Annotated in this window: 18 protein-coding genes and 2 pseudogenes; 12 read left to right on the top strand and 8 right to left on the bottom strand. The window is 59.1% G+C overall.

Annotated features, from left to right (window positions below; genetic code table 11):
* Positions 1-1,354 (bottom strand): amino acid permease (locus tag AC1DTN_RS36140; protein ID WP_477924885.1); only part of this gene is annotated, 1,354 nt, incomplete at its 3' end.
* Between the two features lie 170 nt (positions 1,355-1,524).
* Between AC1DTN_RS36140 and AC1DTN_RS36135 the strand changes: the two genes are divergently transcribed.
* From AC1DTN_RS36135 to AC1DTN_RS36100, 8 genes are all read left to right on the top strand, one after another.
* Positions 1,525-2,451 carry a cation diffusion facilitator family transporter gene (locus AC1DTN_RS36135; protein WP_439018874.1) on the top strand — a complete coding sequence of 309 codons (927 nt, stop codon included), beginning with the start codon at positions 1,525-1,527 and terminating at the stop codon, positions 2,449-2,451.
* Positions 2,452-2,615: 164 nt separating this feature from the next.
* On the top strand, positions 2,616-4,877 hold the full coding sequence (locus tag AC1DTN_RS36130) for an Orn/Lys/Arg family decarboxylase (RefSeq protein ID WP_442207493.1): 2,262 nt from the start codon (positions 2,616-2,618) through the stop codon (positions 4,875-4,877).
* On the top strand, positions 4,874-7,237 hold the full coding sequence (speC, locus tag AC1DTN_RS36125; RefSeq protein WP_442207494.1) for an ornithine decarboxylase: 2,364 nt from the start codon (positions 4,874-4,876) through the stop codon (positions 7,235-7,237). Before AC1DTN_RS36130 ends, speC begins: the two co-directional genes overlap by 4 nt.
* 20 nt (positions 7,238-7,257) lie before the next feature.
* On the top strand, positions 7,258-8,616 hold the full coding sequence (potE, locus tag AC1DTN_RS36120) for a putrescine-ornithine antiporter (RefSeq protein WP_310389072.1): 1,359 nt from the start codon (positions 7,258-7,260) through the stop codon (positions 8,614-8,616).
* Between the two features lie 17 nt (positions 8,617-8,633).
* Positions 8,634-9,554 carry an amino acid ABC transporter substrate-binding protein gene (locus AC1DTN_RS36115; protein WP_442207495.1) on the top strand — a complete coding sequence of 307 codons (921 nt, stop codon included), beginning with the start codon at positions 8,634-8,636 and terminating at the stop codon, positions 9,552-9,554.
* A 132-nt stretch (positions 9,555-9,686) separates the two neighbouring features.
* Positions 9,687-10,778, top strand: a complete 1,092-nt coding sequence (gene cax, locus AC1DTN_RS36110; protein ID WP_442207496.1) for a calcium/proton exchanger — start codon at positions 9,687-9,689, stop codon at positions 10,776-10,778.
* Positions 10,779-10,976: 198 nt separating this feature from the next.
* Positions 10,977-11,282, top strand: a complete 306-nt coding sequence (locus AC1DTN_RS36105; protein WP_310389172.1) for a potassium channel family protein — start codon at positions 10,977-10,979, stop codon at positions 11,280-11,282.
* Positions 11,283-11,451: 169 nt separating this feature from the next.
* Complete coding sequence (locus tag AC1DTN_RS36100; protein ID WP_113319972.1) at positions 11,452-11,688, top strand: hypothetical protein; 237 nt, start codon at positions 11,452-11,454, stop codon at positions 11,686-11,688.
* Here AC1DTN_RS36100 and AC1DTN_RS36095 read toward each other — a convergent pair.
* The 4 genes and pseudogenes from AC1DTN_RS36095 to AC1DTN_RS36080 all read right to left on the bottom strand — a co-directional run.
* On the bottom strand, positions 11,670-12,821 hold the full coding sequence (locus tag AC1DTN_RS36095; RefSeq protein ID WP_442207497.1) for an AI-2E family transporter: 1,152 nt from the start codon (positions 12,819-12,821) through the stop codon (positions 11,670-11,672). The two genes, AC1DTN_RS36100 and AC1DTN_RS36095, sit on opposite strands and share 19 nt — an antisense overlap.
* A 38-nt stretch (positions 12,822-12,859) precedes the next feature.
* On the bottom strand, positions 12,860-13,702 hold the full coding sequence (gene ppk2 / locus AC1DTN_RS36090) for a polyphosphate kinase 2 (protein ID WP_439017980.1): 843 nt from the start codon (positions 13,700-13,702) through the stop codon (positions 12,860-12,862).
* A gap of 18 nt (positions 13,703-13,720) precedes the next feature.
* The gene (locus tag AC1DTN_RS36085) at positions 13,721-15,439 is read right to left on the bottom strand and encodes a SulP family inorganic anion transporter (RefSeq protein ID WP_439017979.1); all 1,719 of its coding nucleotides are present in this window, start codon (positions 15,437-15,439) and stop codon (positions 13,721-13,723) included.
* A 69-nt stretch (positions 15,440-15,508) separates the two neighbouring features.
* Positions 15,509-15,733: pseudogene (locus AC1DTN_RS36080) on the bottom strand (DUF3302 domain-containing protein); the annotation flags it as partial.
* 324 nt (positions 15,734-16,057) lie between these two features.
* On the opposite strand from AC1DTN_RS36080, the gene AC1DTN_RS36075 reads away from it, so the two are divergent.
* The 3 genes from AC1DTN_RS36075 to AC1DTN_RS36065 are packed head-to-tail and all read left to right on the top strand — an operon-like array spanning position 16,058 to position 18,785.
* Positions 16,058-16,372: a hypothetical protein gene (locus AC1DTN_RS36075; RefSeq protein WP_113319977.1), complete on the top strand. Its 315-nt coding sequence runs from the start codon at positions 16,058-16,060 to the stop codon at positions 16,370-16,372.
* Between the two features lie 41 nt (positions 16,373-16,413).
* Positions 16,414-17,817, top strand: a complete 1,404-nt coding sequence (locus AC1DTN_RS36070; protein ID WP_442207505.1) for a DUF3300 domain-containing protein — start codon at positions 16,414-16,416, stop codon at positions 17,815-17,817.
* A gap of 29 nt (positions 17,818-17,846) precedes the next feature.
* The gene (locus AC1DTN_RS36065; protein WP_442207506.1) at positions 17,847-18,785 is read left to right on the top strand and encodes a DUF2950 family protein; all 939 of its coding nucleotides are present in this window, start codon (positions 17,847-17,849) and stop codon (positions 18,783-18,785) included.
* Between the two features lie 3 nt (positions 18,786-18,788).
* Here AC1DTN_RS36065 and AC1DTN_RS36060 read toward each other — a convergent pair.
* Both AC1DTN_RS36060 and AC1DTN_RS36055 read right to left on the bottom strand, forming a co-directional pair.
* Positions 18,789-19,281, bottom strand: a pseudogene (locus tag AC1DTN_RS36060) (CYTH domain-containing protein).
* A 35-nt stretch (positions 19,282-19,316) separates the two neighbouring features.
* Positions 19,317-19,784, bottom strand: coding sequence for a hypothetical protein (locus AC1DTN_RS36055; protein ID WP_442207498.1), 468 nt, complete (start codon positions 19,782-19,784; stop codon positions 19,317-19,319).
* Positions 19,785-20,046: 262 nt separating this feature from the next.
* Between AC1DTN_RS36055 and AC1DTN_RS36050 the strand changes: the two genes are divergently transcribed.
* On the top strand, positions 20,047-21,849 hold the full coding sequence (locus tag AC1DTN_RS36050) for a hypothetical protein (protein ID WP_477924887.1): 1,803 nt from the start codon (positions 20,047-20,049) through the stop codon (positions 21,847-21,849).
* A gap of 239 nt (positions 21,850-22,088) precedes the next feature.
* On the opposite strand, the gene AC1DTN_RS36045 is transcribed toward AC1DTN_RS36050, so the two are convergent.
* The coding region (locus AC1DTN_RS36045) for an IS30 family transposase (RefSeq protein WP_477924882.1) at positions 22,089-22,392 on the bottom strand (304 nt) is incomplete at its 5' end.

Here is a 22,392-nt window from a genome sequence, read left to right as displayed (position 1 = left end):
ATCTTGAGACGGCCGGGTGTGTTGTTGCGCCTGATGCCGTCCCTTTGTCTGTCGCTTCAGCAGCATTTCGCCTTTGCCAGACATAGACGGGGATACCGAGCATCAAGAGTACCAGACCATACAGCACCGGTTCGGCGCCGGAGCCGTAAAGGGTGAAGATCGCAAAGACAAAGGCGATGACTTCGATCACGCTRACCCTTGGCATCCGCCCATCCGTCGCGCCTGCAATGAGGATTCTGGCAAGCGAACAGAAGGCATAGGGAACGACGGCAGCCATCGTGCTCAACCCGACMATCAGACGATAGACCGCGGCAAAACCTTCCGAGCCAAGCGCCTGGACGAGCACCAGGATCGTCGCAAACGAGGCAGAGATGACCATCCCCCATGCCGGCACGCCTCGCTGGGACACTCGGGCAAACAGCGGCGGAAACAGTCCATCGCGCGCAGCCGCCATTGGAACCTGCCCCATCAGCAGGGTCCAGCCGTTCAGCGCGCCGATCGAGGAGACCAGCACCGCGATCGAGATCACCAATTCACCCGACCGTCCCCACATGACTCCGGCAGCCTGAGAGAAGGGCGCGACGGAGTGAATGAGCTCTTCGCGGGGAACGAGGCCCATCACCACGACGGTGCCGAGTACGTAAAGAGTGGCGGCGATCGAGATCCCAAGGACTGTTGAACGGGGAATGGTCCGTTCTGCATTCTCCACATCGCCGGCAGGAACGGTCGCCGATTCCAACCCCAGATAGGCAAACATTGTCAGCGGCGCCAGCGTTGCAAATGACTGCAGCAGCGGCTGGCCACTCGGATTGAATTCCGAGAAATGCGATGTGTCGATGTAGAGAAGGCCGATGATGGCAACGGCGCCGAACGGGAGAAGCTTGGCATATGTCGTCACCTGTGCGAACAGACCCGCCGCGTGAACACCGCGAAGATTGACGAGCACGATCGCCCAGATCACGCCGAGCGTCAGCACAGTCGCAGTGAAGCGGTTACTGAGGGCAGGGAAGAGGTCGACCATCACGCCGGTGAAGGCGATCGCGATGACCGGCAGTGACGTCCAGATCGAAATCCAGTAACCCCAGGCGATCAGAAAGCCGGCAAAATCGCCGTAGGCGAGCCTGGTATAGGCGTAGGGGCCGCCGACAGCGGGCACCAGTCTCGCCAGCCGGGCGAAGGTGAGGCCGAGGCAGATCGCGCCGGCACCCATGAGGATCCAGACGATGATCGCCAGGTTGCCGTAGGGCGCCACTGCTGCCGGCGAAAGATAGAAGCCCGATCCCACCATGTTTCCGACCACGATAGCGGTGCAGGCGGCAAGTCCGAGGCTTTTGCCATTCGACGAGTTTGTCATGACGCCCCTCCCGTGAGTCGGCTTCCGGGAGCCGATGGCTCTTCGGCCTGCGATTGTCGTTGCAAAAACGGGCTGCCGCAATCCGGATCAATGCGTAGTCTGCCGGACTGGTCTAGCCTTCACCATCGAGATAAAGCAGCTAGAATGACGGGGCTGGAGGTGAAGCGATGATGTTGGGCGAGCAGGGTTTTCTCAGGATCTCCATTGCAGCGACCGTCGTCGTCGCGACGCTCGGCGTTGTCTTCGGCATACTCTCGGGCTCGTTCTCGATCGCCTTCGATGGCGTTTATTCGCTGGCGGATGCGGTGATGACCGGATTTGCGCTCTGGGTCTCAAGCCTCATCATCAAATCGACGCAGAGCGATGCCGAGTCTGGCAGAATTCGTAACCGTTTTACCATGGGCTTCTGGCATCTGGAGCCAATTGTCCTCATGCTCAATGGCTGTTTGCTGATGACGGTCGGCGTCTACGCGTTGATCGGCGCGATCATCAGCATCCTGAATGGCGGCCATGAACTGCAATTCGGCATGGCGGTGGCCTATTCCGCGGCAACCATGCTCGTATGCGCTGTCATGGCCTTCATTGGCATCAGCCTGAACCGCAGCATCAAATCCGATTTCATCTCGCTCGACATCAAGGCCTGGATCATGTCGGGTGGGATCGCGTTTGCGCTGCTCATCGCGTTTTTGATCGGCATGGCCGTACAGGCGACATCAGTTGCCTGGCTTGCCAGCTACATGGATCCGGCGGTCCTCGCTCTCGTCTGTCTCGTCATGATCCCGCTCCCGATCAGTACCGTCTGGAAGGCGCTGAGCGAAATCCTGCTGATTGCCCCTGTCGATCTGCAGGAACACGTCGATCGCGTTGCCTCGGACACGGTTCGCCGCCTCGGCTTCCTGTCGCACCGTGCCTACGTCGCCCAGGTCGGCCGCGCAAAGCAGATCGAACTCTATTTCATCGTGCCCGAAGGGCTTCCCGCAAAGACCGTGGAGGAGTGGGACGCACTCCGCGACGAGATCGGGCATGCGATCGGCGACGAGAGTGCCAATCGCTGGTTGACGATTGCCTTCACCGCCGATCAGGAATGGGCGGAGTAGCCGGTGCGCGCATCCACGCGCCACCAACGGCGTTGAAATGCTTCGCGTCACGTTGATTGCAATCAACGACGCTGCACTACCCGTCATGTACGATCCCTCCGACCTGAGATGCATGCGACTGCTTGGCGGCCGCAGCCTTTGACATCAGGGTTCTGGAGGAACGCATGGATTTCCAGACGGCATTTCCGATCGCTGTTATTGATGAGGATTTTGACGGCAAGAGCGCTGCCGGCCGTGGCATGCGCGATCTCGCCGCAGCCATTGAAAGGGAAGGATTCCGGATCGTCTCCGGTGTTTCCTACGAGGACGCTCGTCGTCTGGTCCATGTCTTCAACACCGAATCCTGCTGGCTGGTCTCCGTGGACGGAACCGAGGACAAGGCCACGCGCTGGCAGGTGCTGGGAGAGGTCCTGGCCGCAAAACGTCAGCGAAATGACCGACTGCCGATCTTCCTCTTCGGCGACGATACAACCGCCGAAGACGTTCCGGCCTCAGTGCTGCGCCACGCCAATGCATTTTTCCGGCTATTCGAGGATTCCGCGGAATTCATGGCGCGCGCGATCGCGCAGGCCGCCCGCAACTATCTCGACCGGCTGCCGCCGCCGATGTTCAAGGCGCTGATGGATTATACGCTGGAAGGCGCCTATTCCTGGCATACACCCGGCCACGGCGGCGGTGTCGCTTTCCGCAAAAGCCCGGTCGGCCAGCTCTTCTACACGTTCTTCGGCGAGAACACGCTGCGCTCCGATATTTCCGTATCGGTGGGCAGCGTTGGCTCGCTTCTCGATCATGTCGGTCCTATCGCCGAGGGTGAGCGAAATGCGGCGCGAATATTCGGCACGGATGAGACCCTGTTCGTCGTTGGCGGCACTTCGACCGCAAACAAGATCGTCTGGCATGGCATGGTCGGGCGCGGTGATCTCGTGCTCTGCGACCGCAACTGCCACAAGTCGATCCTGCACTCTCTCATCATGACGGGTGCAACGCCCATCTATCTGACGCCGTCTCGCAACGGGCTCGGCATTATCGGTCCGATCTCGAAGGACCAGTTCACGCCCGAGGCAATCGCCAGCAAAGTCGCCGCAAGTCCTTTTGCAGGGCAGACGAGCGGCAAGGTCCGGCTGATGGTCATCACCAACTCGACCTATGACGGGCTCTGCTACAATGTCGATGCGATCAAGGCGTCGCTGGGTGACGCGGTCGAGGTGCTGCACTTCGACGAGGCCTGGTATGCTTATGCCAATTTCCACGAATTCTATGATGGCTTCCACGGAATTTCGTCGAACCAACCCGCGCGCTCGCAAAACGCCATCACCTTTGCAACGCAGTCGACTCACAAGCTGCTGGCCGCCCTTTCTCAAGCATCGATGATCCATATCCAGCATGCCGAGAACAAGCGTCTCGACAGTACGCGCTTCAACGAAGCCTTCATGATGCACACCTCGACCTCGCCGCAATATGGCATCATTGCCTCCTGCGATGTCGCGGCTGCCATGATGGAGCAGCCGGCCGGACGTGCCCTGGTGCAGGAGACGATCGACGAGGCGATCAGCTTCCGCCGGGCGATGAATGCGGTTAGAAAACAAACAGAGGGCAGTTGGTGGTTCGACGTCTGGGAGCCGACGGTTGCCGAGCAGACCCCGAGCGATACCCATGCCGACTGGGTTCTGAAGCCGGATGATGCCTGGCATGGCTTTACCGGGCTTGCCGAAAATCATGTCATGGTTGACCCGATCAAGGTTACCATCTTGTCGCCGGGCCTCTCGGCAAGCGGCGTCATGGACGAACATGGCATACCGGCCGCCGTCATTACTAAGTTCCTGTCATCTCGACGCATCGAGATCGAAAAGACCGGCCTCTATTCGTTTCTCGTGCTCTTCTCCATGGGTATTACCCGCGGCAAGTGGAGCACGCTCGTCACCGAGCTGCTCAATTTCAAGGATCTCTACGACGCCAACGCGCCACTGACCCGGGCGCTGCCGGCGCTGGCAGCTGCCCATCCGGAAGCCTATGCCGGCATGGGACTGAAAGATCTCTGCGAGAAAATTCATGCGATCTATCGCAAGGACGATGTGCCGAAGGCGCAGCGTGAGATGTACACCGTCCTGCCCGAAATGGCATTGCGGCCCGCCGACGCTTACGATCGACTGGTCAAGGGCGGGATCGAGAGTGTCGAGATCGACAATCTCATGGATCGCATCCTCGCTGTCATGATCGTTCCCTATCCGCCCGGAATCCCGCTGATCATGCCAGGCGAGCGGATCACGCAGTCGACGAAGTCCATTCAGGACTACCTGCTCTACGCCCGTGACTTCGACAGCAAGTTCCCCGGGTTCGAAACCGATATTCACGGCCTTCGCTTCGCGCCCAGTGACGGCGGACGTCGCTATCTTGTCGATTGCATCGCAGGGGAGGAGCAGCAATGATCCCGCGCGACGTGAAGTCTCCGACGGTTGCCATACCGTTTCACAAGATGCTGAAAATCGTCGCTGTCATAGATCGCGATAATTCTCAGGCTCAGGCGCTGGTGTCACAGATCACCGCCCAGGGTTTCGAGGTGGAGGTGCGCGACGACTATTCGGCCGACGTATCTGAGGATGCTGACGTCGGTGCCTATATCGGCTCGGTCGAAGGCGGGCAGTTACCGGCGGCACGAAGCTTCCTTCGCTCCGTGAGGGATATCGGCTTTCGCACGCCGATCTGGGCGATGGCCGATACGCTGACGATTGCTGATATGGATGTCGTGGAAATGGCGGGCGAGGTGGATGGTTTCGTCTATCTCGGCCAGCAGACGCCAACCTTCTATGCCAAGCAGATCGTCTCCAGCGCGGTCAACTACGGCAGGTCGCTCCTGCCACCGTTTTTCGGCGGCATGATGGCCTATGACGGCGAGGCGAACATCGCCTTCGATTGTCCAGGGCATCAGGGCGGCCAGTTCTATCGAAAGTCGCCGGCCGGACAGCTCTTCTTCAAGTATTTCGGGGAGAGCATTTTCCGCAACGACCTCTGCAACGCGGATGTCGATCTCGGCGATCTCCTGATCCATGAAGGCCCTGCCGTCGAAGCACAGAAACAGGCGGCCCGCATCTTCGGGGCGGATCGTACCTATTTTATCCTCAACGGAACGAGCACCTCCAACAAGGTCGTTGCCAACGCGGTGCTGCGCAGCGGCGATCTCGTGCTCTTCGACCGCAACAATCACAAATCCCTGCATCAGGGCGCTCTTGTGCAGGCTGGCGCTATCCCGATCTATCTGCCGACTGCCCGCAATTCCTTCGGCATGATCGGCGCCGTCGATTGGGCGGCGTGGGACGAGGCATGGCTGAGGCAAAAGATAGAGGAGCATCCGCTCGTCGCAGACAAGAGCCGTGCGAAGGCGGAACGACCTTTCCGCCTGGCCTGCATCCAGCTCGCGACCTATGACGGCACGATCTACAATGTCAGCCAAGTGATGGAGAAGATCGGCCATCTCTGTGACTACGTGCTCTGGGACGAGGCCTGGATCGGCTACAATGCCTTCCACCCGCTCTTCGAGGGCCATAGCCCGATGCGGCTAAACGAATTGTCGGCTGATATGCCGGGGTTGTTTTCCACCCAGTCGGTTCACAAGCAGGGCGCAGGCTTTTCCCAGGCATCGCAGATCCACAAGCGGGACGAACATATCAGCGGCCAGCGCAGGTTCGTCGAACACAAGCGTTTCAATGAATCGCTGCTGATGCATGTATCGACCTCTCCTTTCTATCCGCTTTTCGCCTCCCTCGATGTCAACGCCAAGGTGCATGAGGGCAAGGCCGGTGAGATGCTCTGGGACCGCTGCATCGAACTCGGGATCGAGGTGCGCAAGAAGCTGCGCGGCTTCGTGGATCATTACGAGACCAAAGCCGCAAGCGCAGAAGAACAGTGGTTCTTCGATCCCTTCGTGCCAGACAGGGTCTCGGTCTCAGGCTCGAAACATACCGGCGATCTCGCCGACACCAGATGGGAAGATGTCCCAACGCAGATACTGAAACGCGAGCAGCAATGCTGGCGGTTCGATCCGGAGGCAAAATGGCATGGTTATGCAGGCTATGCGCCCGGCTACACCATGGTCGACCCCAACAAGCTCACAATACTCACACCCGGCATTGACCGGAAGACTGGCGGCTATCGCGAATTCGGTATCCCGGCGACTGTCGTCGCCAACTATCTGCGCGAACAGCGGGTCGTGCCAGAAAAATGCGACTTGAACAGTCTCCTGTTCCTGCTGACCCCGGCCGAGGACGAAAGCAAGCTGAACACGCTCGTTGCCAAGCTCGTCAAGTTCAAGAACTTGTGGGACCGCGACGCGCCGCTGCAGGAAGTGCTGCCGACCGTATATGCGGCCAACCGCGAGCGCTATGCCGGTTATACGGTCCGTCAGGTCTGCCTGGAGATGCATTCCTTTTACCGAGAGGCCGGCGTCAAGGAACTGCAGCGCCTTTGCTTCCGCTCCGAGAGCTTCCCGGAGCCGGCAATCGCCCCCAAGCGGGCCTATGAGGCGCTGGTCGCCAACAATGTCGACTATGTGCCGCTGACGGAGGCCGCCGGCCGCATTTCCGCGACGTTGGCACTGATCTATCCGCCGGGCATCGGCGTGATCGTGCCAGGCGAGCGCTGGGACGACAGAGCGCAGCCGATGCGGGACTATTTCCTGGCCTTCGAAGAATCCTTCAACCGGTTTCCGGGCTTCAATTACGAGGTCCAGGGCGTGTTCCAGGAGCGGATCGATGGGCGGATCAAATTCCACACATATGTCGTGCGCGAGTAGGGGTTGGGGAGGATTTCATCATGACAGACAACACCATGCATCTTGCAACTGACGCTACGGCCAAGAAGAAGATGAACCTCGTGCAGCTCACCTTCATCGTTGCTGTCAACATGATGGGATCGGGCATCATCATGCTGCCCGCCAACATGGCGCAGGTCGGCGCAATCTCGCTCCTTTCCTGGCTCGTGACCGCCATCGGCTCGATGGCAATCGCCTATGGCTTCGCTCAGGCCGGGCTGTTCAATCAGCGCCCCGGGGGCATGTCCGCCTATGCGGAAGATGCCTATGGGAAAGACGGCTACTTCATGGTGTTCTTCCTCTATTTCCTCTCACTTGCCGTCGGCAACGTGGCGATCGGCATTTCAGCCGTCGGTTATCTGGCGGGGTTCTTTCCGGTGCTGACCTCGACACCCATCATGACCTGCCTGGCGCTGATCGTGCTTCTGTGGCTGACCACGGCCGCCAATTTCGGTGGTCCGCGCATCACCGGCCGCATCGGCTCCATCACGGTCTGGGGTGTCATCCTTCCCGTTGGTCTGCTGTCGATCATCGGCTGGCTTTGGTTCAGTTCCAGCACCTTTGCCGCAGCCTGGAATCCGAAAGGGCTGACGCTGGGGCAAGGGATGGGATCGAGCATCTCGCTGACGCTCTGGGCCTTCCTAGGCATGGAGTCTGCCGCACAGAATTCCGATGCCGTCGAAAACCCGAAGCGCGACGTGCCGCTTGCCTGCATGTTCGGCACGCTGGGTGCTGCTGTCATCTACATCCTGTCGACGACGGTCATTCAGGGCATCGTGCCGAATGCGGATCTCGCCACCTCCACCGGGCCGTTTGCGCTCGCCTATGCCACCATGTTCAATTCGACGATCGGTTCGATCGTCATGGCGCTGGCGGTATTGGCCTGCCTCGGCTCGCTGCTTGGCTGGCAGTTTACGATCGCCCAGACAGCGAAAACCGCTGCCGATGAGCGGATGTTCCCATCGATATTCTCGCGCGTGAACGAAATGGGAGCGCCTGTGCGCGGCATGATCATTCTTGGCATCCTGCAGACCTGTCTTGCCCTGATGACCATATCGCCGACGCTGAGCGAGCAGTTTTCCGCGCTCGTCAACCTCGCTGTTGTCACCAATGTGCTGCCTTACATCATCGCTCTGTCGGCGCTGTTCGTCATGATGAAGACGGCCCGTGTGCCTCAGGCGAAATACCGGCTGAACGCTACGATCGCACTTATCGGCATGGCCTATAGCGTGTTTGCCATCTACGCCTCCGGCAAGGACGCCGTGCTCGGCGGTATGATCGTCACAGGTATTGGTTTCATCATTTACGGCCTGATCGCTCCGCGTTTCGCCAATGGCGTGAGCGGGGCGCCGACCAAGTAACGGAGGGAGGACCAGACATGTCAAGAAGAAATGGTCGTTGGACGGTCATTGCCGTCTCTGTCCTCACCGCGACGGCTGCTATCAGCACACCCGCGTGGGCGCAGACGCTTGACCGCGTCAGAACAAACAGTGCGTTGAAGCTCGGCTACGATGCGGATGCCAGGCCATTTTCCTTCAACGCCGAACAGGGCAAGCCCGACGGCTACGCTGTTGCCCTCTGCAACAAGATTGCCGATAGCCTGCGAGCACAGCTAAACCTGTCAAAGCTCGATGTGGAATGGGTTTCCCTGTCGGGCGACGCCAAAACGCAAGCCATAGAGAGCGGCGCGGCGGACCTTGTCTGCGGCGCGGAACCGGTGACGCTGACGCGCAGGCAGCAGGTCTCGTTCTCCATCCCTATCTTCCCGAGCGGTACCGGCGCGCTCCTCAGCGCGAGCTCTCCGCTGGCGCTACGCGAAGTGCTGCAATATGGCGAACCGTCGAGCCGTCCCGTCTGGCGCGGTTCACCGGCCCGCACGATCCTGGAGCACAAGACCTTCTCCTCGATTGCGGGCACGACGAGCGAAGGCTGGCTGACCGACAGGATCAAGACTTTCCAGCTCTCTGCAACGGCGACGCCCGTCAATAGCTACCAGCAGGGGATCGAACGCGTGCTGGATGGCAGTTCGGCGGTGCTCTTCGGTGACATGCCGATCCTCATGGATGCTGCCGCCCGCAGCGACAATTCCGGCAACCTCATCGTTCTGCAGCGTCATTTCACGTACGAACCGCTTGGTCTCGAGCTGGCACGCGGCGACGAGGACTTTCGTCTCGCCGTCGACCGTGCGCTGAGCCAAGCCTATGCCGCGCAGGATTTCCGGACATTCTTCACCACTTGGTTCGGGCCGCCGGATGAAGCGACCGTGACATTCTTCCGGCAGACGGCGCTGCCGGAATAGCACTGCGCATTGCGACCGATCATCGACGGTCGAAGAGGGTGGCGCGCTCCGGAGCAGGTCAACCTGACTTGTAACCCGTCTGTATGCCGAAGCTACAAACATGGATTCAGATTACCGGATGGGAGTGGTGGGGTGAGCCTCCTTTGGAAAGAAATTCGTGACAATCCGATGCTGTGGCTGCTCGTCGCGGTACCCGTGGTCTTTGTCGCTGCCAGCGTCGCCCCCGAGGCTCATACTCTGCTTTTCATCCTGTCGGTGCTTGCTGTGATACCGCTCGCCGGTCTCCTGAGCCACGCGACCGAATCCGTTGCGGCAAAAACGGGCGACGCCGCTGGCGGGCTGCTCAACGCCACGCTTGGAAACCTGACAGAACTCGTCATAGCGCTGACTGCGCTTCGCGCCGGACAGTATACCCTCGTAAAATCATCCGTCGCCGGTGCGATTGTCACGAACACGCTGTTCATGCTGGGGGCGTCGTTTTTGCTCGGCGGCCTCAAGCATCACAGTCAGGAGTTCAATCGAGCCAATGCGCGCCTTCAGGCGGGTCTGCTCTTCCTCGCCACGATCGGCCTGCTGATGCCGTCGGCGGTTGCTTCGATGGATTCGGCGTCGGCGACTGCAGTCATCCAAAAGCTCAGCTTCGGCCTGGCGATCCTGCTCATCGTCGGATATGGGTTGGGGCTGTTGTTCACTCTCAAAACACATCGCGAGTCCTTTGCCGCAGCCGAGCACGCCCAGGCGGAGGAAGCGCCGTGGCCGATTGGTACGGCCCTCGCCACACTTGCCGGTGTCACGATACTGGTCGCGCTGGTCAGCGAGATCTTCGTCGAGTCCGTGCAGGAGGCAGCCAAGGTTTTCGGGATGACGCCTGCCTTTGTCGGCTTCATCGTCGTCGCACTGGTCGGCGGCGCCGCCGAAATGGCTTCGGCATTTTCCGGTGCGCGCAAGAACCGCCTCGACCTGAGCGTGGGTATTGCCCTCGGCAGCGCGTCGCAGATCGCGCTGTTTGTCGCCCCCGTGCTGGTATTGTTGAGCTATCTGATCGGTCCGACACCGATGGATCTGCAGTTTGCACCTGGCGTCGTGGTCATGGTTTTCCTGGCGACAATCACGGCGATGTTTGTCACCAATAGCGGGCGCTCGGCATGGTTCATCGGCGTGTTAGTGCTGATGGTTTATATGATCTTCGCCATGACGCTGTATGTTTTGCCCGACCGAACGTAATGGGGCGCATCTGCGGGGAGGGGGCGGTCGTGGACGCGCCTTTGGCAACTGTCGTATGTGAAATGGCCTCTCAGCAGATAGACCCGTGAAACTAGGGCGGAAGATTTGGTGCCGCAACCTACACTTATCCCTGGCCCGAACCGCAGGGAGGTCAACGACGTGCCCTTAAAACCTGACCATAAATTGACCCACAGGGAGATGCGGCGCCTGTTCTTCGTCGCGCTCGCAAGGCAGCTTCGTGTGATCTGGCCAATCCTGTCGGGGATCGTCTCGGTGATGATCGTGTCCGGGCTTATAATCTGGCGCATAGAAAATTGGCGCATCGATGAAGCTGTCTATTTCACTTTCGTCACGGGCCTGACCATCGGCTACGGCGATTTTACCCCCAAACATGTTTCGTCGCGAATATTGTCGTTGGTGATCGGCTTTGCGGGAATTGTGCTGACCGGCATTGTCGCTGCCGTCACTGTAAAAGCTTTGAATGCCGACGATTGGGAACCTTGATTCCGCGTTCGGCTGCGCTCTTACCCTCGGGATCGCGCAATTCAATCTGGTGTGAAGTGATCCAATCGAACCGTCCTTGCGAATAACAAGGGCAGTTCATCAGGAATGAGCGGCGTTCCACTGAGTTCGTACGATTTGCAGGGGGTGAGCAGATATACGGAGCTACTTTATGAGCCGAGAGCGTGGACGAAGGAAATTGATGCTCCGACTTCCCGACATCCGTCATCATCTTGTTGGCATAACCAGCGAGACGCTGGGGGAAATGTTTGAGGCCTACGATCTTGCCGTCGATGCGCTGGACCGTTTCCGAACCCAGCATCCGGGAGAAGACAAACTGATTACCGAATATGAGCAGCTTTGCCTAGAAATAGAGCGGGAGGTTCTCGTCTATTGCGCTGACCGCTGAACCTGTCCGTCGAAACCGGTGGCAGGATCATGCCCTGCTCCGCTTGCTGCGGTCGCAGGCCAGGCCCAGGCTCGCAACAATTCATAGAAGACGCTGAGGACCACCGGTCCCAGGAACAGGCCGAGAAGCCCGTGCGAGAGCGTGCCGCCGATGACCCCGATCAGGATGACGGGCATCGGGGTCGAGAGACCGCGCGCCATCAGTATGGGCTTCAGGACATTGTCGACAACTGTGATCGGTATCGCGAGACAGGTAAAGACAAGAGCGACGGCCGACGGCCAGGAAAACCATGCCCAGATGATCATGGGCAGAAGCACCAGCCCGGGACCCAGCTGCATCACGCAGAGCATGAAGACCGCGAAGGTTAGCGCACCGCGTGCCGGAATGTCGAAGAAGGCAAAGCACAATCCGCAAAGCAGCGTCTGCAGGAAGGCGACGCCGATGACGCCCCGCGAGACATTCCGCACTGTCGTTCCTGCAAGCCTGGCAAAGCCGACACCCTTCTCGCCGGCGATCCGGTTTGCCAGCAGCTGCGTTGCGGCCGCCAGTCGTGTGGCCCGTGTGAGAAACAGGCCGGAGAGCATGATCGAGGCGACGAAGCTCAAGACACCGCCGCCAATCGAGGCGAGCTTTGCGACGACAGCGCCCATCACCTCGCGAATGGGCGCCTGAAACTTGAGGATAGTGGACGCCATGTCGCCGGCAATCTGGTTCCAGGTATTGTGAAGCCGCTCCCCAATGACGGGCCATTCCTTGATGGCTAGCGGTGCTGCAGGCAAGGTGAACTCTCCCGTCCACACCTTGCTGATCAACGCCTGCACAGTGTCTGCGAAATTGACCGCGACCAGGGCGAGCGGCGCGATGATCAGGACGAGGCAACCAACGACGATGACGACCGCCGCAATCACTGGCCTGTTGCCGATCAGCCGCGAGAGTGCATCGAACATTGGAAACAGCGCCACCGCAAGAATGGCTGACCAGATGACGATCAACGCGAAGGGAGCGATAAGCTCCAGGGTCCAATAGGCGAAAAGCCCGATGATGCCCAGTCGGACGAGGTCGCTGACGCGTGCCTCTACCGAAATCTGGCCCGCACCGCTCCTTTGCGGGGTTTCATCGTTGACATGCTCCATGGCTGCATCCATCCCGGCCTGTCTAACCGGACCCATCGTCATGACGTCGTGTCGGGGACCACATGCCGGATAGCGCTATCCTCGACATAGGCCGATGGGCGTTTCTGGCGTTTTCCAAGGTCTGGCGCTTCGAACTTCACGCGTTCATAGGGGATCGATTGCAGGATGTGCGAGATGCAGTTGACCCGCGCCCGCTTCTTGTCATCGGAAGGTACGATCCACCACGGTGCGTGGTTGCTGTCCGTCATCCTCAGCATCTCGTCATAGACGCGCGTATAGTCCCACCAGCGCTGGTAGGATTCGACATCCATGGGGCTGAGCTTCCATTGCCGTAGCGGATCGTCGATCCGGCGCTTGAAACGCCGTTCCTGCTCTTCCTCGCTGACCGTCAGAAAATACTTGAGCAGAATGACGCCGCTCTCGACGATTGCAGCCTCGAAACGAGGTGCCAGCTCAAGGAAGCGTTGCGCTTTCTTATCGCTGCAGAAGCCCATGACCCGATCGACGCCGGCGCGGTTATACCAGCTGCGATCGAAAATCACGATTTCGCCGGCGGCCGGCAGATAGGCGATGTAGCGCTGCATATAGATCTGCGATTTCTCACGGTCGGTCGGTGCGGGCAGGGCGATCACGCGAAAGACACGCGGACTGACCCTTTCCGTTATGCGCTTGATCATCCCACCCTTGCCGGCGGCATCGCGCCCCTCGAAGACGATGACGATCCGTGCACCGGATTTCTTGACCCAGGCCTGAAGATGGGCCAGTTCCACCTGCAGACGGGTGATTTCCTTCTCGTAATCCCACGACTTCTTTTTCTTTTTGCCCTTGCCGGTGCTGGATGCTTCACCATCGGCTAGTTTGGCCTCGTAGTTCTCGTCCATGTCTCCCTCCTCCTGTCATTAAGGGGCAGTACCCGCCGGTGCGGCATCGCCGATCTGGTCGATATCGCCAATCAGCGTCCGCAGGGCTTCTTCTCTGCCATTGAAAATATTCTCGGCTCCAACAGTCTTGAGGACCCCGGCCCGTTCGAGAATGGCGCGGCTCTCATCACTGAGATCGGCGAATGCGAAGATGATGTCTCGCGTCACGAGGATTTCGGCGACGGCTTCGAGCGCAGTCGCGCCGGTGCTGTCGATCTGCGTGATGGCGCTGGCGTCGAGCACCAGGCATTTGGTGTCGGCGGGAAGCGCCTTTGCGACTGACATCAGCCGGATACGGACATAATCTGCGTTATAGAACAGTATACTGCCCTGGACCGCGAAAACCGCGGCGCCCGGGACGGGGCGGGCTTCCGGGTAGCGCTGAAGATCGAAGAAACCGTGCCGACCTTCGATGCGGCCAAGCAGGCCGTCGCGTGGAAACATGGTCTGACGCAGTAGGTAGGCGAAGGTTGCGGCGACGGCGACGATCACGCCGTTGAGAACGCCGAAGCTGATCGCTCCCCACATGGCTATGAGTGCGAAGACGAATTCCATGCGGCTGATACGCCAGATCTTCTTGAGTTCGTGAATATCGATGAGGCTGATGGCAGCCGCCACAAGAATTGCCGCAAGCGCAGGAATCGGAAGAACCCGCAATGCGCCATTCAGGAAAACCAGCGCCGCAATCAGTGTAGCTGCCGAAACGAGCCCGGCGAGCTGCGAAACGCCGCCCGTCGATAGATTTATGGCAGTGCGGGAATCCGACGCGCTGATCGGAAACGAACCGAAAAGGCCAGGCGCGATATTGGCAGCACCGAGTCCGATCAGTTCCTGATTGGCATCAACCTCCTCGCCGGTCCGCGACCCGAAGCTGCGGGCCGTTACGATGCCGGCGCCGAAGCTGACCAGAAAGATCGTGGCCGAGCCGAGCACGATCTTGTCGATCGGCATCTTATAGAATGCCGGCAGCGAAAAGCTCGGCATCCCGCTCGGCAAGTCGCCGACGACAGCGATGCCACGGCCCTGAAAGTCGAAGATCGCTGACAGGATGACCGAGACGACGACGACCAGAACCGGGCCTGGAACTTTCAAATTAAAGCCACGGACGATCCAGAGCAAAGCGAACATCGCAAGCCCGAGAGTGAGCGAAGGCCAGTGGATCAGGTTGCTCTTGGCAAACAATTCGACCAGCGGCGAGATCAATCCCTCGGATTCGATTTTTACACCGGTGAACCGGCCGATCTGTCCGACAAGGATTGAAAGCGACACGCCGGCGAAAAAGCCGACCAGGATCGGACGGGAGAGGAAGCTTGCGAGGACACCGAGCCTCAGTAGCTTCGCGGCGATGCAGCAGATGCCAACCCCCAGCGCAAGCGCCGAAGCGATGGCCACCCGGTCGACATCCGTCCCTGCGGGTTCGGCTATGATGATGGTGCCCATCGCCGCCGCAAGCACAGTCATCGTCGCAGCATCGGGCCCGACAATCAGCAGCCTGGAAGGCCCGAAAATCGCATAGGCGATCGGCGCGACAATGCTCGCATAAATGCCGGTCTCAGGAGGCAGACCGGCAATGGCAGGATAGGCGATCGCACTCGGCAGGCCGACGGCGGCGATCGACAGCCCGGCCGGGATATCGCTCCGGAACCAGGCCTTGTTGAAACCGGCCAAGCCTCGCAACACTGGAAGACTGCTTATCACCGCGGACTCCTCTTGCTTCCTCAAGCTTCTCCGGCATCAAATCGCTGGCGGAGAAACGATCGACGCCTCCCAGCTGCGATCCTCCCGGCGGAAGGCGGGCCAGATGAACAGGAACGGCCAGATTTCATGCAGGATGAACACGCTCACCCATCCGGCGACACGGATGGCGGCCTCATGGGGATGATTTCTTGCCTTAGCCATGAGTTGAGGAATGTCGTGGATTTCGATCACCGCGTAGGAAAGAGTGACGACGACAAAGACCAGCACGCCTAAGGCAAAACAGTCGAGAAACACAGTCGCTCCCTTCGGGCTGGCCTTGCCGAGCCGTTTGATCGCTATCGACAGCGGTATATTAAGCTCGTTTTGGTGCTGAGGCCCGTAGCATCGCGTAAGCTCTATTGAAGCACTGGAAGTTCTGCCGTTTGCGGAGATCATCTCTGCGTGAAGGGAAAGAGGGCGGGATCAAAGAGGCAGCGGTCATGGCGGCGTTCGCGCCGGGGATGCCGGCAGCCTTTCGAAAGCCGGCTAACGTAAGATCGTGTATTTTACGTCTGCTGCCGATCGTTCTGATATATACTTTTTCTCGTCTGCTTAGCGCAATTTGACAGCGGGGCGGGGATGGTGCCGGGAGAACAAGGTTCGACATTTTTGTCCGCCCTGGAGACGGCTGAGACTTATTTTCCCGACCAGAAGCGGCTGGTGCAGCGGCTTTTTTATGTAAACGAGCAATTTCACAGCATGTGTGAGGATCTCACTGCTGCGGCACAGGCTTTGGCGCACGTTGAGCGCTTACCGGAGGAGCTTCGGGAAGCGCGGCGGCTGGAATATGCGGGTCTCGTCGATGCCCTGTTGAAAGAGATGGGGGAGGCGATTGCCCAGTCGAAAATTGTGGTGCTCAGGCCGTTCCCGCAGACCGGCCCCAAATCTTCGTAAGCGTATCTATCATTCAATGGTCCAAGGGAGTTACGTGCGTGATGAAAGCAATATCCCGCAAACTGCTTGGTGGATTCTCTGCGCTGGCGATTATTGCGTTGCAACCGGTGCTCCCAGCGCGAGCACAGACGCAGGTCCCTCTACCAACGGCGGCTCCCGCGCAGGCGAGTGCCGACCAGCCCGCAGCTGCGCTTCTTTCCGATGACGAGCTTGAAGTGCTCGTAGCGCGGATCGCGCTCTATCCGGATGAGCTGGTTGCGGCAATTTCGGCAGCCTCGCTCTTTCCTCTGCAGATCGTCGAGGCGCAGCGCTTCCTGGAGGCAAAGAAGAAAAATTCTGACCTCAAACCCAAGAGCGATTGGGACGGCAGCGTCGTCTCGCTGCTCAATTATCCTGACATCGTCAAGATGATGAGCGAGGATCTCGACTGGACCCAGTCCCTTGCCGATGCGCTCACCAATCAGCAGAAGGATGTCCTGATCGCCATCCAGCAGCTTCGCGACGAAGCGGTGGAAAAGAACATTATCAAAACGGATGACAAGGTCACCGTCGTCACCGAAAACGACAACATCATCATCCGGCCGACCGATCCGGAGAAGATCTATATCCCGCAGTATCCGCCAGAAATGCTGTATGAACCGGGTTATGTGTCGGCGCCGATCTCCTATTATCCCGATTATTACGACAACTATTATTACCCCGGGGCGGCGTTCTTTGCGGGCGCTGTGACCGGCCTTGCCTGGGCGGCCGTCGTTAACTGGGATGACTGGGGTGTATGGGGCGGCCGCTGGGATGGCGATATCGACATTGACTGCAACAATTGCCTAAACGACCGTAACTTCAACGGAAAGATGAAGTGGAACGACGTCGACTGGAGCAATGTCGACCGCAGCAAATTGAACATCAGCAAGGACCAACTTGCGAAAATCGACCGGTCGGCGATCAAGTCCGGCCTGCAAGGCGATAATCGCAACCAGCTGCGCAACAAGGCCAAGGACATCCAGGCGAGCCAGTTGCCCGGCAATCGGGCCAACGCGGCACGTGCGCAGGATATTCGGAAAAACACGGCGCAGGGCCTGAAGGATAGACCGCAGGCAAATCGGCCAACGGCAGGAAATCGACCGGCGGCGGCCAATCGCCCAACGGCTGCAAATCGACCCGAGGCTCGTCCTGAGAGAGCAGCCAATCGTCCATCCAAGCCTGCGCAGAAATCCGTCAAGAAGCCCAACAAGCCGCAAATGGCCTCCAGACCCGACAATCGCGGTCGGCAACCAAGCGCACTTGGCAACGTCCAGTCCGGTCGCCGTGAAGCTGTCGCCTCGAAACGGGGAGCACAGAGCATGGGCGCCCATCGCCAGTCAGCTCGCCCCGCCCAGCATCGGCCGCGCCCGCAGGGTGGCGGCGGTCGTGGCGGCGGTGGCGGCCGTGGTGGCGGACGGCGGTGAGACCTCTTTCCAGCTCAGGGAGCTACATGATGAGACGCCAATCGACCATAATTCCGCTCATGTTGGCAGCAGCGCTTTGCGCGATGCCAGCTGCGCCGGCGCTTTCGCAAGCGCAGACAAATCTCGCCGAATACAAAGCGGCAACGTCCTCACCGAAATTCGACAGTCCGGAGCTCGCGCTCGACAAGCTGAAATCGGTGCTGGGCTCCAGCAATATCGACGATCTTGCCGCTCTGCTGGGCCTTAAGGCGGACAAGCTGCGCTCCAGCAACGAGGCGATGATCGCTTACGGATTGATCCGCGAGGGCGCCGAGCGGCAGGCGGTCTTGCGGGATTTCGAAGGCATGAGGATTGTTGCGATCGGCGATCGGCTCTGGCCGTTGCCGTTTCCGCTGACCGAAGGCAAGGACGGCAAATGGTCCTTCGACACTGAGCGCGGCCTCGAAGAGATCGTCAATCGCCGCATTGGCGAAAACGAACTCGCCACCATCGACACCATACATGAATATGTGGCGGCCCAGTATCAATATGCATCGGAGGATCGCGACGGCGATGGCATCTATGAATTCGCAAAGAAATTGATCAGCAGTCCTGGCAAGCTTGACGGGTTGTATTGGGATCCGAACCTCTATCCTGAGGAAAGTCCGGCAAGCGCGCTCGTCGAGACGGCAGCCTTCGGTGCCGCCAAGCGCGGGGAGGGCTATTTCGGCTACCGTTACCGCATCCTAACATCTCAGGGTGACAACGTACTTGGTGGCAAGCAAAGCTACGTCATCAACGGTTATATGACCGGCGGCTTTGCGCTGATTGCCTGGCCGGTCAAATACAGGGTCACGGGCGTACAGACATTCATGGTCAATGGCGCAAACGTCATCTACCAGAGTGATCTTGGGGCCCAAACGGACGCGCGCGCGGCAGCGATCAAGGATTTCAACCCGGACGCCAGTTGGACCGTGGTAAGCGAATAGAATTCAGCCGGCACGGCTCTGCGCCGCCGGCGAAAGACGCAAGGCAGCCGCCATGGCGCGGTTGGAGTATCGCTTCTTGCCCGCAACTTCGAGCCCCAGCCATTGAGGCAGGTTCGGTTGCTCATCCTCGACCGCCTTTCGGTCTCGGCGAGTGTCAGCCCCTCATAGGCGCCGGCAAAGACATCCACATCCCAACTCTTGCCATCATGGAGAACGCGATAGCGGGTTTTTTCGATGATACGGCCTCCCGCGCGGAGCAAGAGATCGCGCGGGCCTCCTCGACCGGAATCTCATACTCATATTCCTGCCGGGCAAGGCCCGGCGCACGAAATTTGATCGTTAGGCGCGCCGAGCACCCATCGATCAGGCGGACACGGATAGGGTTTTGATCGCGCCGGCAAAGATAGGCCCGTTGCAGCACATGCGGCTCGCCGGCGCAAACGCGCCAGCTGTCGTTGTGGACCAGGAACTTTCGCTCGATCTCGGTCGCCTTCAATTCGATATTCCTTCGCTCATGCCTGCTGTTGCCGGTCAGTTGACAGGCGGTTCCCAGGTGAGGAAGAAGCCTACATCTCCGAGCATGCCATCGGGAAAATTGATGATCATCGCCTTGAGCCCGTAACCCTGCGGTTTGGCGACCTCCTCGAACAGTTCGAGAAGCTCCTTTGCTTTGCCCTGTAATGTCTTCTGCCAGCCGGGCAGGTTGTTATTGATGGCGCGACCGCTATCCGTGCAGAAAGTCGATGGAAAACTGTAGATCAGCGCCTCGTATTTACCGTCTGCGGCCGCTTTCGTAACCAGCCGTTTAACGACCGCGCGTTCCGTTTCCCCGATCTGTTTGCGGAAAAAATCCTCGACGAATTCGGCATGTTTCTTTGCCTCACGTGCTCTGATCTTTTCGTTGCGCTCCATTTCCAGAAGCTGGAGTTCCAGAGCATGTTTGCGCAGGTCCTCTGCGCTCGTCATAGATTGGGATGTGGGCGTCCCACTTAATGTCATCGCCGGCTCCTCCAGAATGAGGATGATGATAGAGCGCACGGGAAGACGAGGGCAGTAAAATACACGTCCATTGCGGTAGGATACGGTATTTTACGCTGGCTTATGTCCAGCTGTAGTCACCCTAACGATCATGCGATCGATTTCCGAAATCCTTCCCTTAAATTAGCCTTTTCTACTAAATGTCGTTGCCGTCATGGCGACATGGGACTATCGTCGACGACCGCATACTGCAGGTTGTGATCAATCGGATTCGGGGGGACCGATGGCAAATGCAGGCGTTGACAGAGCTTGCGGCAGCGCATCTTCGCAGGAGGAGGTGCTGCAGCAACTTGAGCGCATTCTATCCAGCCCGGAGTTTCGACTTCCCGAGCGGGCGGGGCGATTCCTTGAATTTATTGTAAACGAAACACTTGCGGGCCGGCGCGAGTATCTGAAGGCCTTTACCATAGCACAGGCTGTTTTCGGCAGGGATGCAAACTTCGATGCCCAGCAGGATCCCTGTGTCCGCATCGAGGCCGGCCGGCTGAGGCGGGAGCTGGAACACTATTACCTAACCGCCGGCAGCACTGACCGGATCATCATCACGGTTCCCCGCGGCGGCTATGTACCGGTCTTCGACGTCAGACAGGATATCGAGCACGCGGATATCTCAAGCTTCGGACGAGCCCCTCGGCCTATATCCGGACGAGATGACGCTGAGCAGGTCAATGTCATCAGGAACACGACCAGCCGAGCCGGGGCGGGCAGGCATCTTTCGCGCCTCCGATATTGGCTTCTTGCGGGAGGCGTGGGGATCGTCCTTGTCTTGATGGCAGCGATGCTTCAGCATGCCAACTTGTTCGACACGGAAACCAAAGCGGTGAGGGGAGTAACCAGTCGCCCAACGATCGTTGTCGAGCATTTTGAAAGTGCCTCTGATGGCGGGCATGCATCCGATATTTCTCGAGGTATCACAGACGATATCATCGAAAAGCTCGTCCCTTTCAACGATATTATCGTGGTCGCCCCCCTGCCGCGCAATCGAGCGGGCCAGGCGTCGTCGCAGCCACTCTATGCTCTCCAGGGAAGCGTGCGGTTGGAAGGCAACACCTTGCGCTCAACGGCAAGGCTCGTGCGACGGGTGGATGGAGTTGTCATCTGGGCAAACAATTACGATGCCGACATGAAAGTGCTGGGTATCCTGCAAGCGCAAGCGAGCCTTGCAGAACACATCGCGACGGCAGTGGCGCGGCCGTTCGGCGTCATGTTCAAGGCGGACACCGCAAGCATTGCCGGAGGTCCGGACGCTTTTTCCTGCATCCTGTCCTACTATAGCTATCGCAGCGAGATGACCGTGAAGGCCCATGAGGTTGCGAAGTCCTGTCTGCAGCGGGCCGTCGAGAAGACGCCCGACGACTCCAATGTTGCTGCCTTCCTTTCGCTGGTTCATCTCGATGAGTTCCGCTTTCCGTATCAATTGAATACCAAGCCGACCGCCGCCACGCTCAATCTTGCAAAGGAGCTTGCCGAACGCGCCGTGCAGCTCGACCAGAAGAATGCGCGCGCCCTTCAAGCGCTAATGCTCGCCAACTTTTTCAGCAATGACATGGTCGCAGCCCTGCGCGCCGGCGAGGCCGCCTATGCCAGCAATCCGAATGACACGGAAGTGGCAGGTGAATACGGCTTGCGTCTGTCGATGTCGGGAGAATGGAGCAGAGGCTGTGAACTGATTTCCGAGGCCATCAGCAGGAACGCCGGGCCGCGCGGCTATTACGAGGTCGGGATGGCGCTCTGTGCCTTCATGCGGGGTGACACGCAAGCCGCGGAACTTTGGTCGCGCATGTCGGACTTGAACTACAACCCGATGCATCGCCTCGTCTTGCTCTCTATTCTCGGCACCCTTGGAAAGACGGCCGAAGCAAAGGAGCAACTCGATTGGATCCAGCTTCGGTCACCCGCACTGATCCCGAACGTCAGGCGAGAAGTCGCCAAGCGGCTGGCCCGGGCCGAGGAGCAGGAGCGTTTCCTTGCCGGCTTGAAGGCCGCCGGACTGCCTGTTTCAGATGACAAAGCGTCCCTTAATTGAAGTGGGTATCGCGTATTGCTGTGACAGCAGCACTCAGGCAACCGTTCTCCAGTGAGCAATCTTGCGGCGTTCGTCCAATCCAATCTGAGAGTAGGTGCGCTTCATTGCGTCGTCCTCGCGATTGGTAACCCGTTGGCATCATTCGCAAGTCGCACTTCATTCTAGAATCCACCCGGGCCCGCATAATGTGGTGGAGAAGCTAACCCAAGTGCATCATGGCCGCCTTGGAGGGTAGGGCATCAGCCACCCTCGCGCAAATAGGCAGCAAAGGCTTCGGCGGGGGTCCGGTATCCRAGGCATTTGCGAGGCTGTGAGTTTAGATGATGCGCCAACTCGGTCAGCTGTTGCTGGGTGACATTGGCAAGATCCGTGTCACCAGGCATGAAGCGTCGGATACGTTTGTTGGTGTTCTCAACGGCGCCTTTCTGCCATGGCGCGCTGGGATCGCAGAACCAGCTCCTCGCGCCGATGCCTTCCTCCAAAGCCCTGAAGCCGCTGAACTCCGTGCCGCGATCGAAGGTAAAGCTCCGCCGCGCCAACGCT

The organism is Rhizobium sp. 01T444, assembly GCF_056398305.1.
The sequence above is the reverse complement of the archived record's forward strand: the minus strand, read 5'-3'. Positions and strand labels throughout refer to the sequence as shown.

Excerpts from the sequence above, each read along its gene's own strand:
- AC1DTN_RS36055 (WP_442207498.1), bottom strand. The coding sequence starts at position 19,784 with ATGACATTAAGTGGGACGCCCACATCCCAATCTATGACGAGCGCAGAG.
- AC1DTN_RS36095 (WP_442207497.1), bottom strand. The coding sequence starts at position 12,821 with ATGGAGCATGTCAACGATGAAACCCCGCAAAGGAGCGGTGCGGGCCAG.
- AC1DTN_RS36100 (WP_113319972.1), top strand. The coding sequence starts at position 11,452 with ATGAGCCGAGAGCGTGGACGAAGGAAATTGATGCTCCGACTTCCCGAC.
- AC1DTN_RS36105 (WP_310389172.1), top strand. The coding sequence starts at position 10,977 with ATGCGGCGCCTGTTCTTCGTCGCGCTCGCAAGGCAGCTTCGTGTGATC.
- AC1DTN_RS36065 (WP_442207506.1), top strand. The coding sequence starts at position 17,847 with ATGAGACGCCAATCGACCATAATTCCGCTCATGTTGGCAGCAGCGCTT.
- AC1DTN_RS36135 (WP_439018874.1), top strand. The coding sequence starts at position 1,525 with ATGTTGGGCGAGCAGGGTTTTCTCAGGATCTCCATTGCAGCGACCGTC.
- speC (WP_442207494.1), top strand. The coding sequence starts at position 4,874 with ATGATCCCGCGCGACGTGAAGTCTCCGACGGTTGCCATACCGTTTCAC.
- AC1DTN_RS36130 (WP_442207493.1), top strand. The coding sequence starts at position 2,616 with ATGGATTTCCAGACGGCATTTCCGATCGCTGTTATTGATGAGGATTTT.
- AC1DTN_RS36115 (WP_442207495.1), top strand. The coding sequence starts at position 8,634 with ATGTCAAGAAGAAATGGTCGTTGGACGGTCATTGCCGTCTCTGTCCTC.
- AC1DTN_RS36070 (WP_442207505.1), top strand. The coding sequence starts at position 16,414 with ATGAAAGCAATATCCCGCAAACTGCTTGGTGGATTCTCTGCGCTGGCG.
- AC1DTN_RS36075 (WP_113319977.1), top strand. The coding sequence starts at position 16,058 with ATGGTGCCGGGAGAACAAGGTTCGACATTTTTGTCCGCCCTGGAGACG.
- AC1DTN_RS36050 (WP_477924887.1), top strand. The coding sequence starts at position 20,047 with ATGGCAAATGCAGGCGTTGACAGAGCTTGCGGCAGCGCATCTTCGCAG.
- potE (WP_310389072.1), top strand. The coding sequence starts at position 7,258 with ATGACAGACAACACCATGCATCTTGCAACTGACGCTACGGCCAAGAAG.
- ppk2 (WP_439017980.1), bottom strand. The coding sequence starts at position 13,702 with ATGGACGAGAACTACGAGGCCAAACTAGCCGATGGTGAAGCATCCAGC.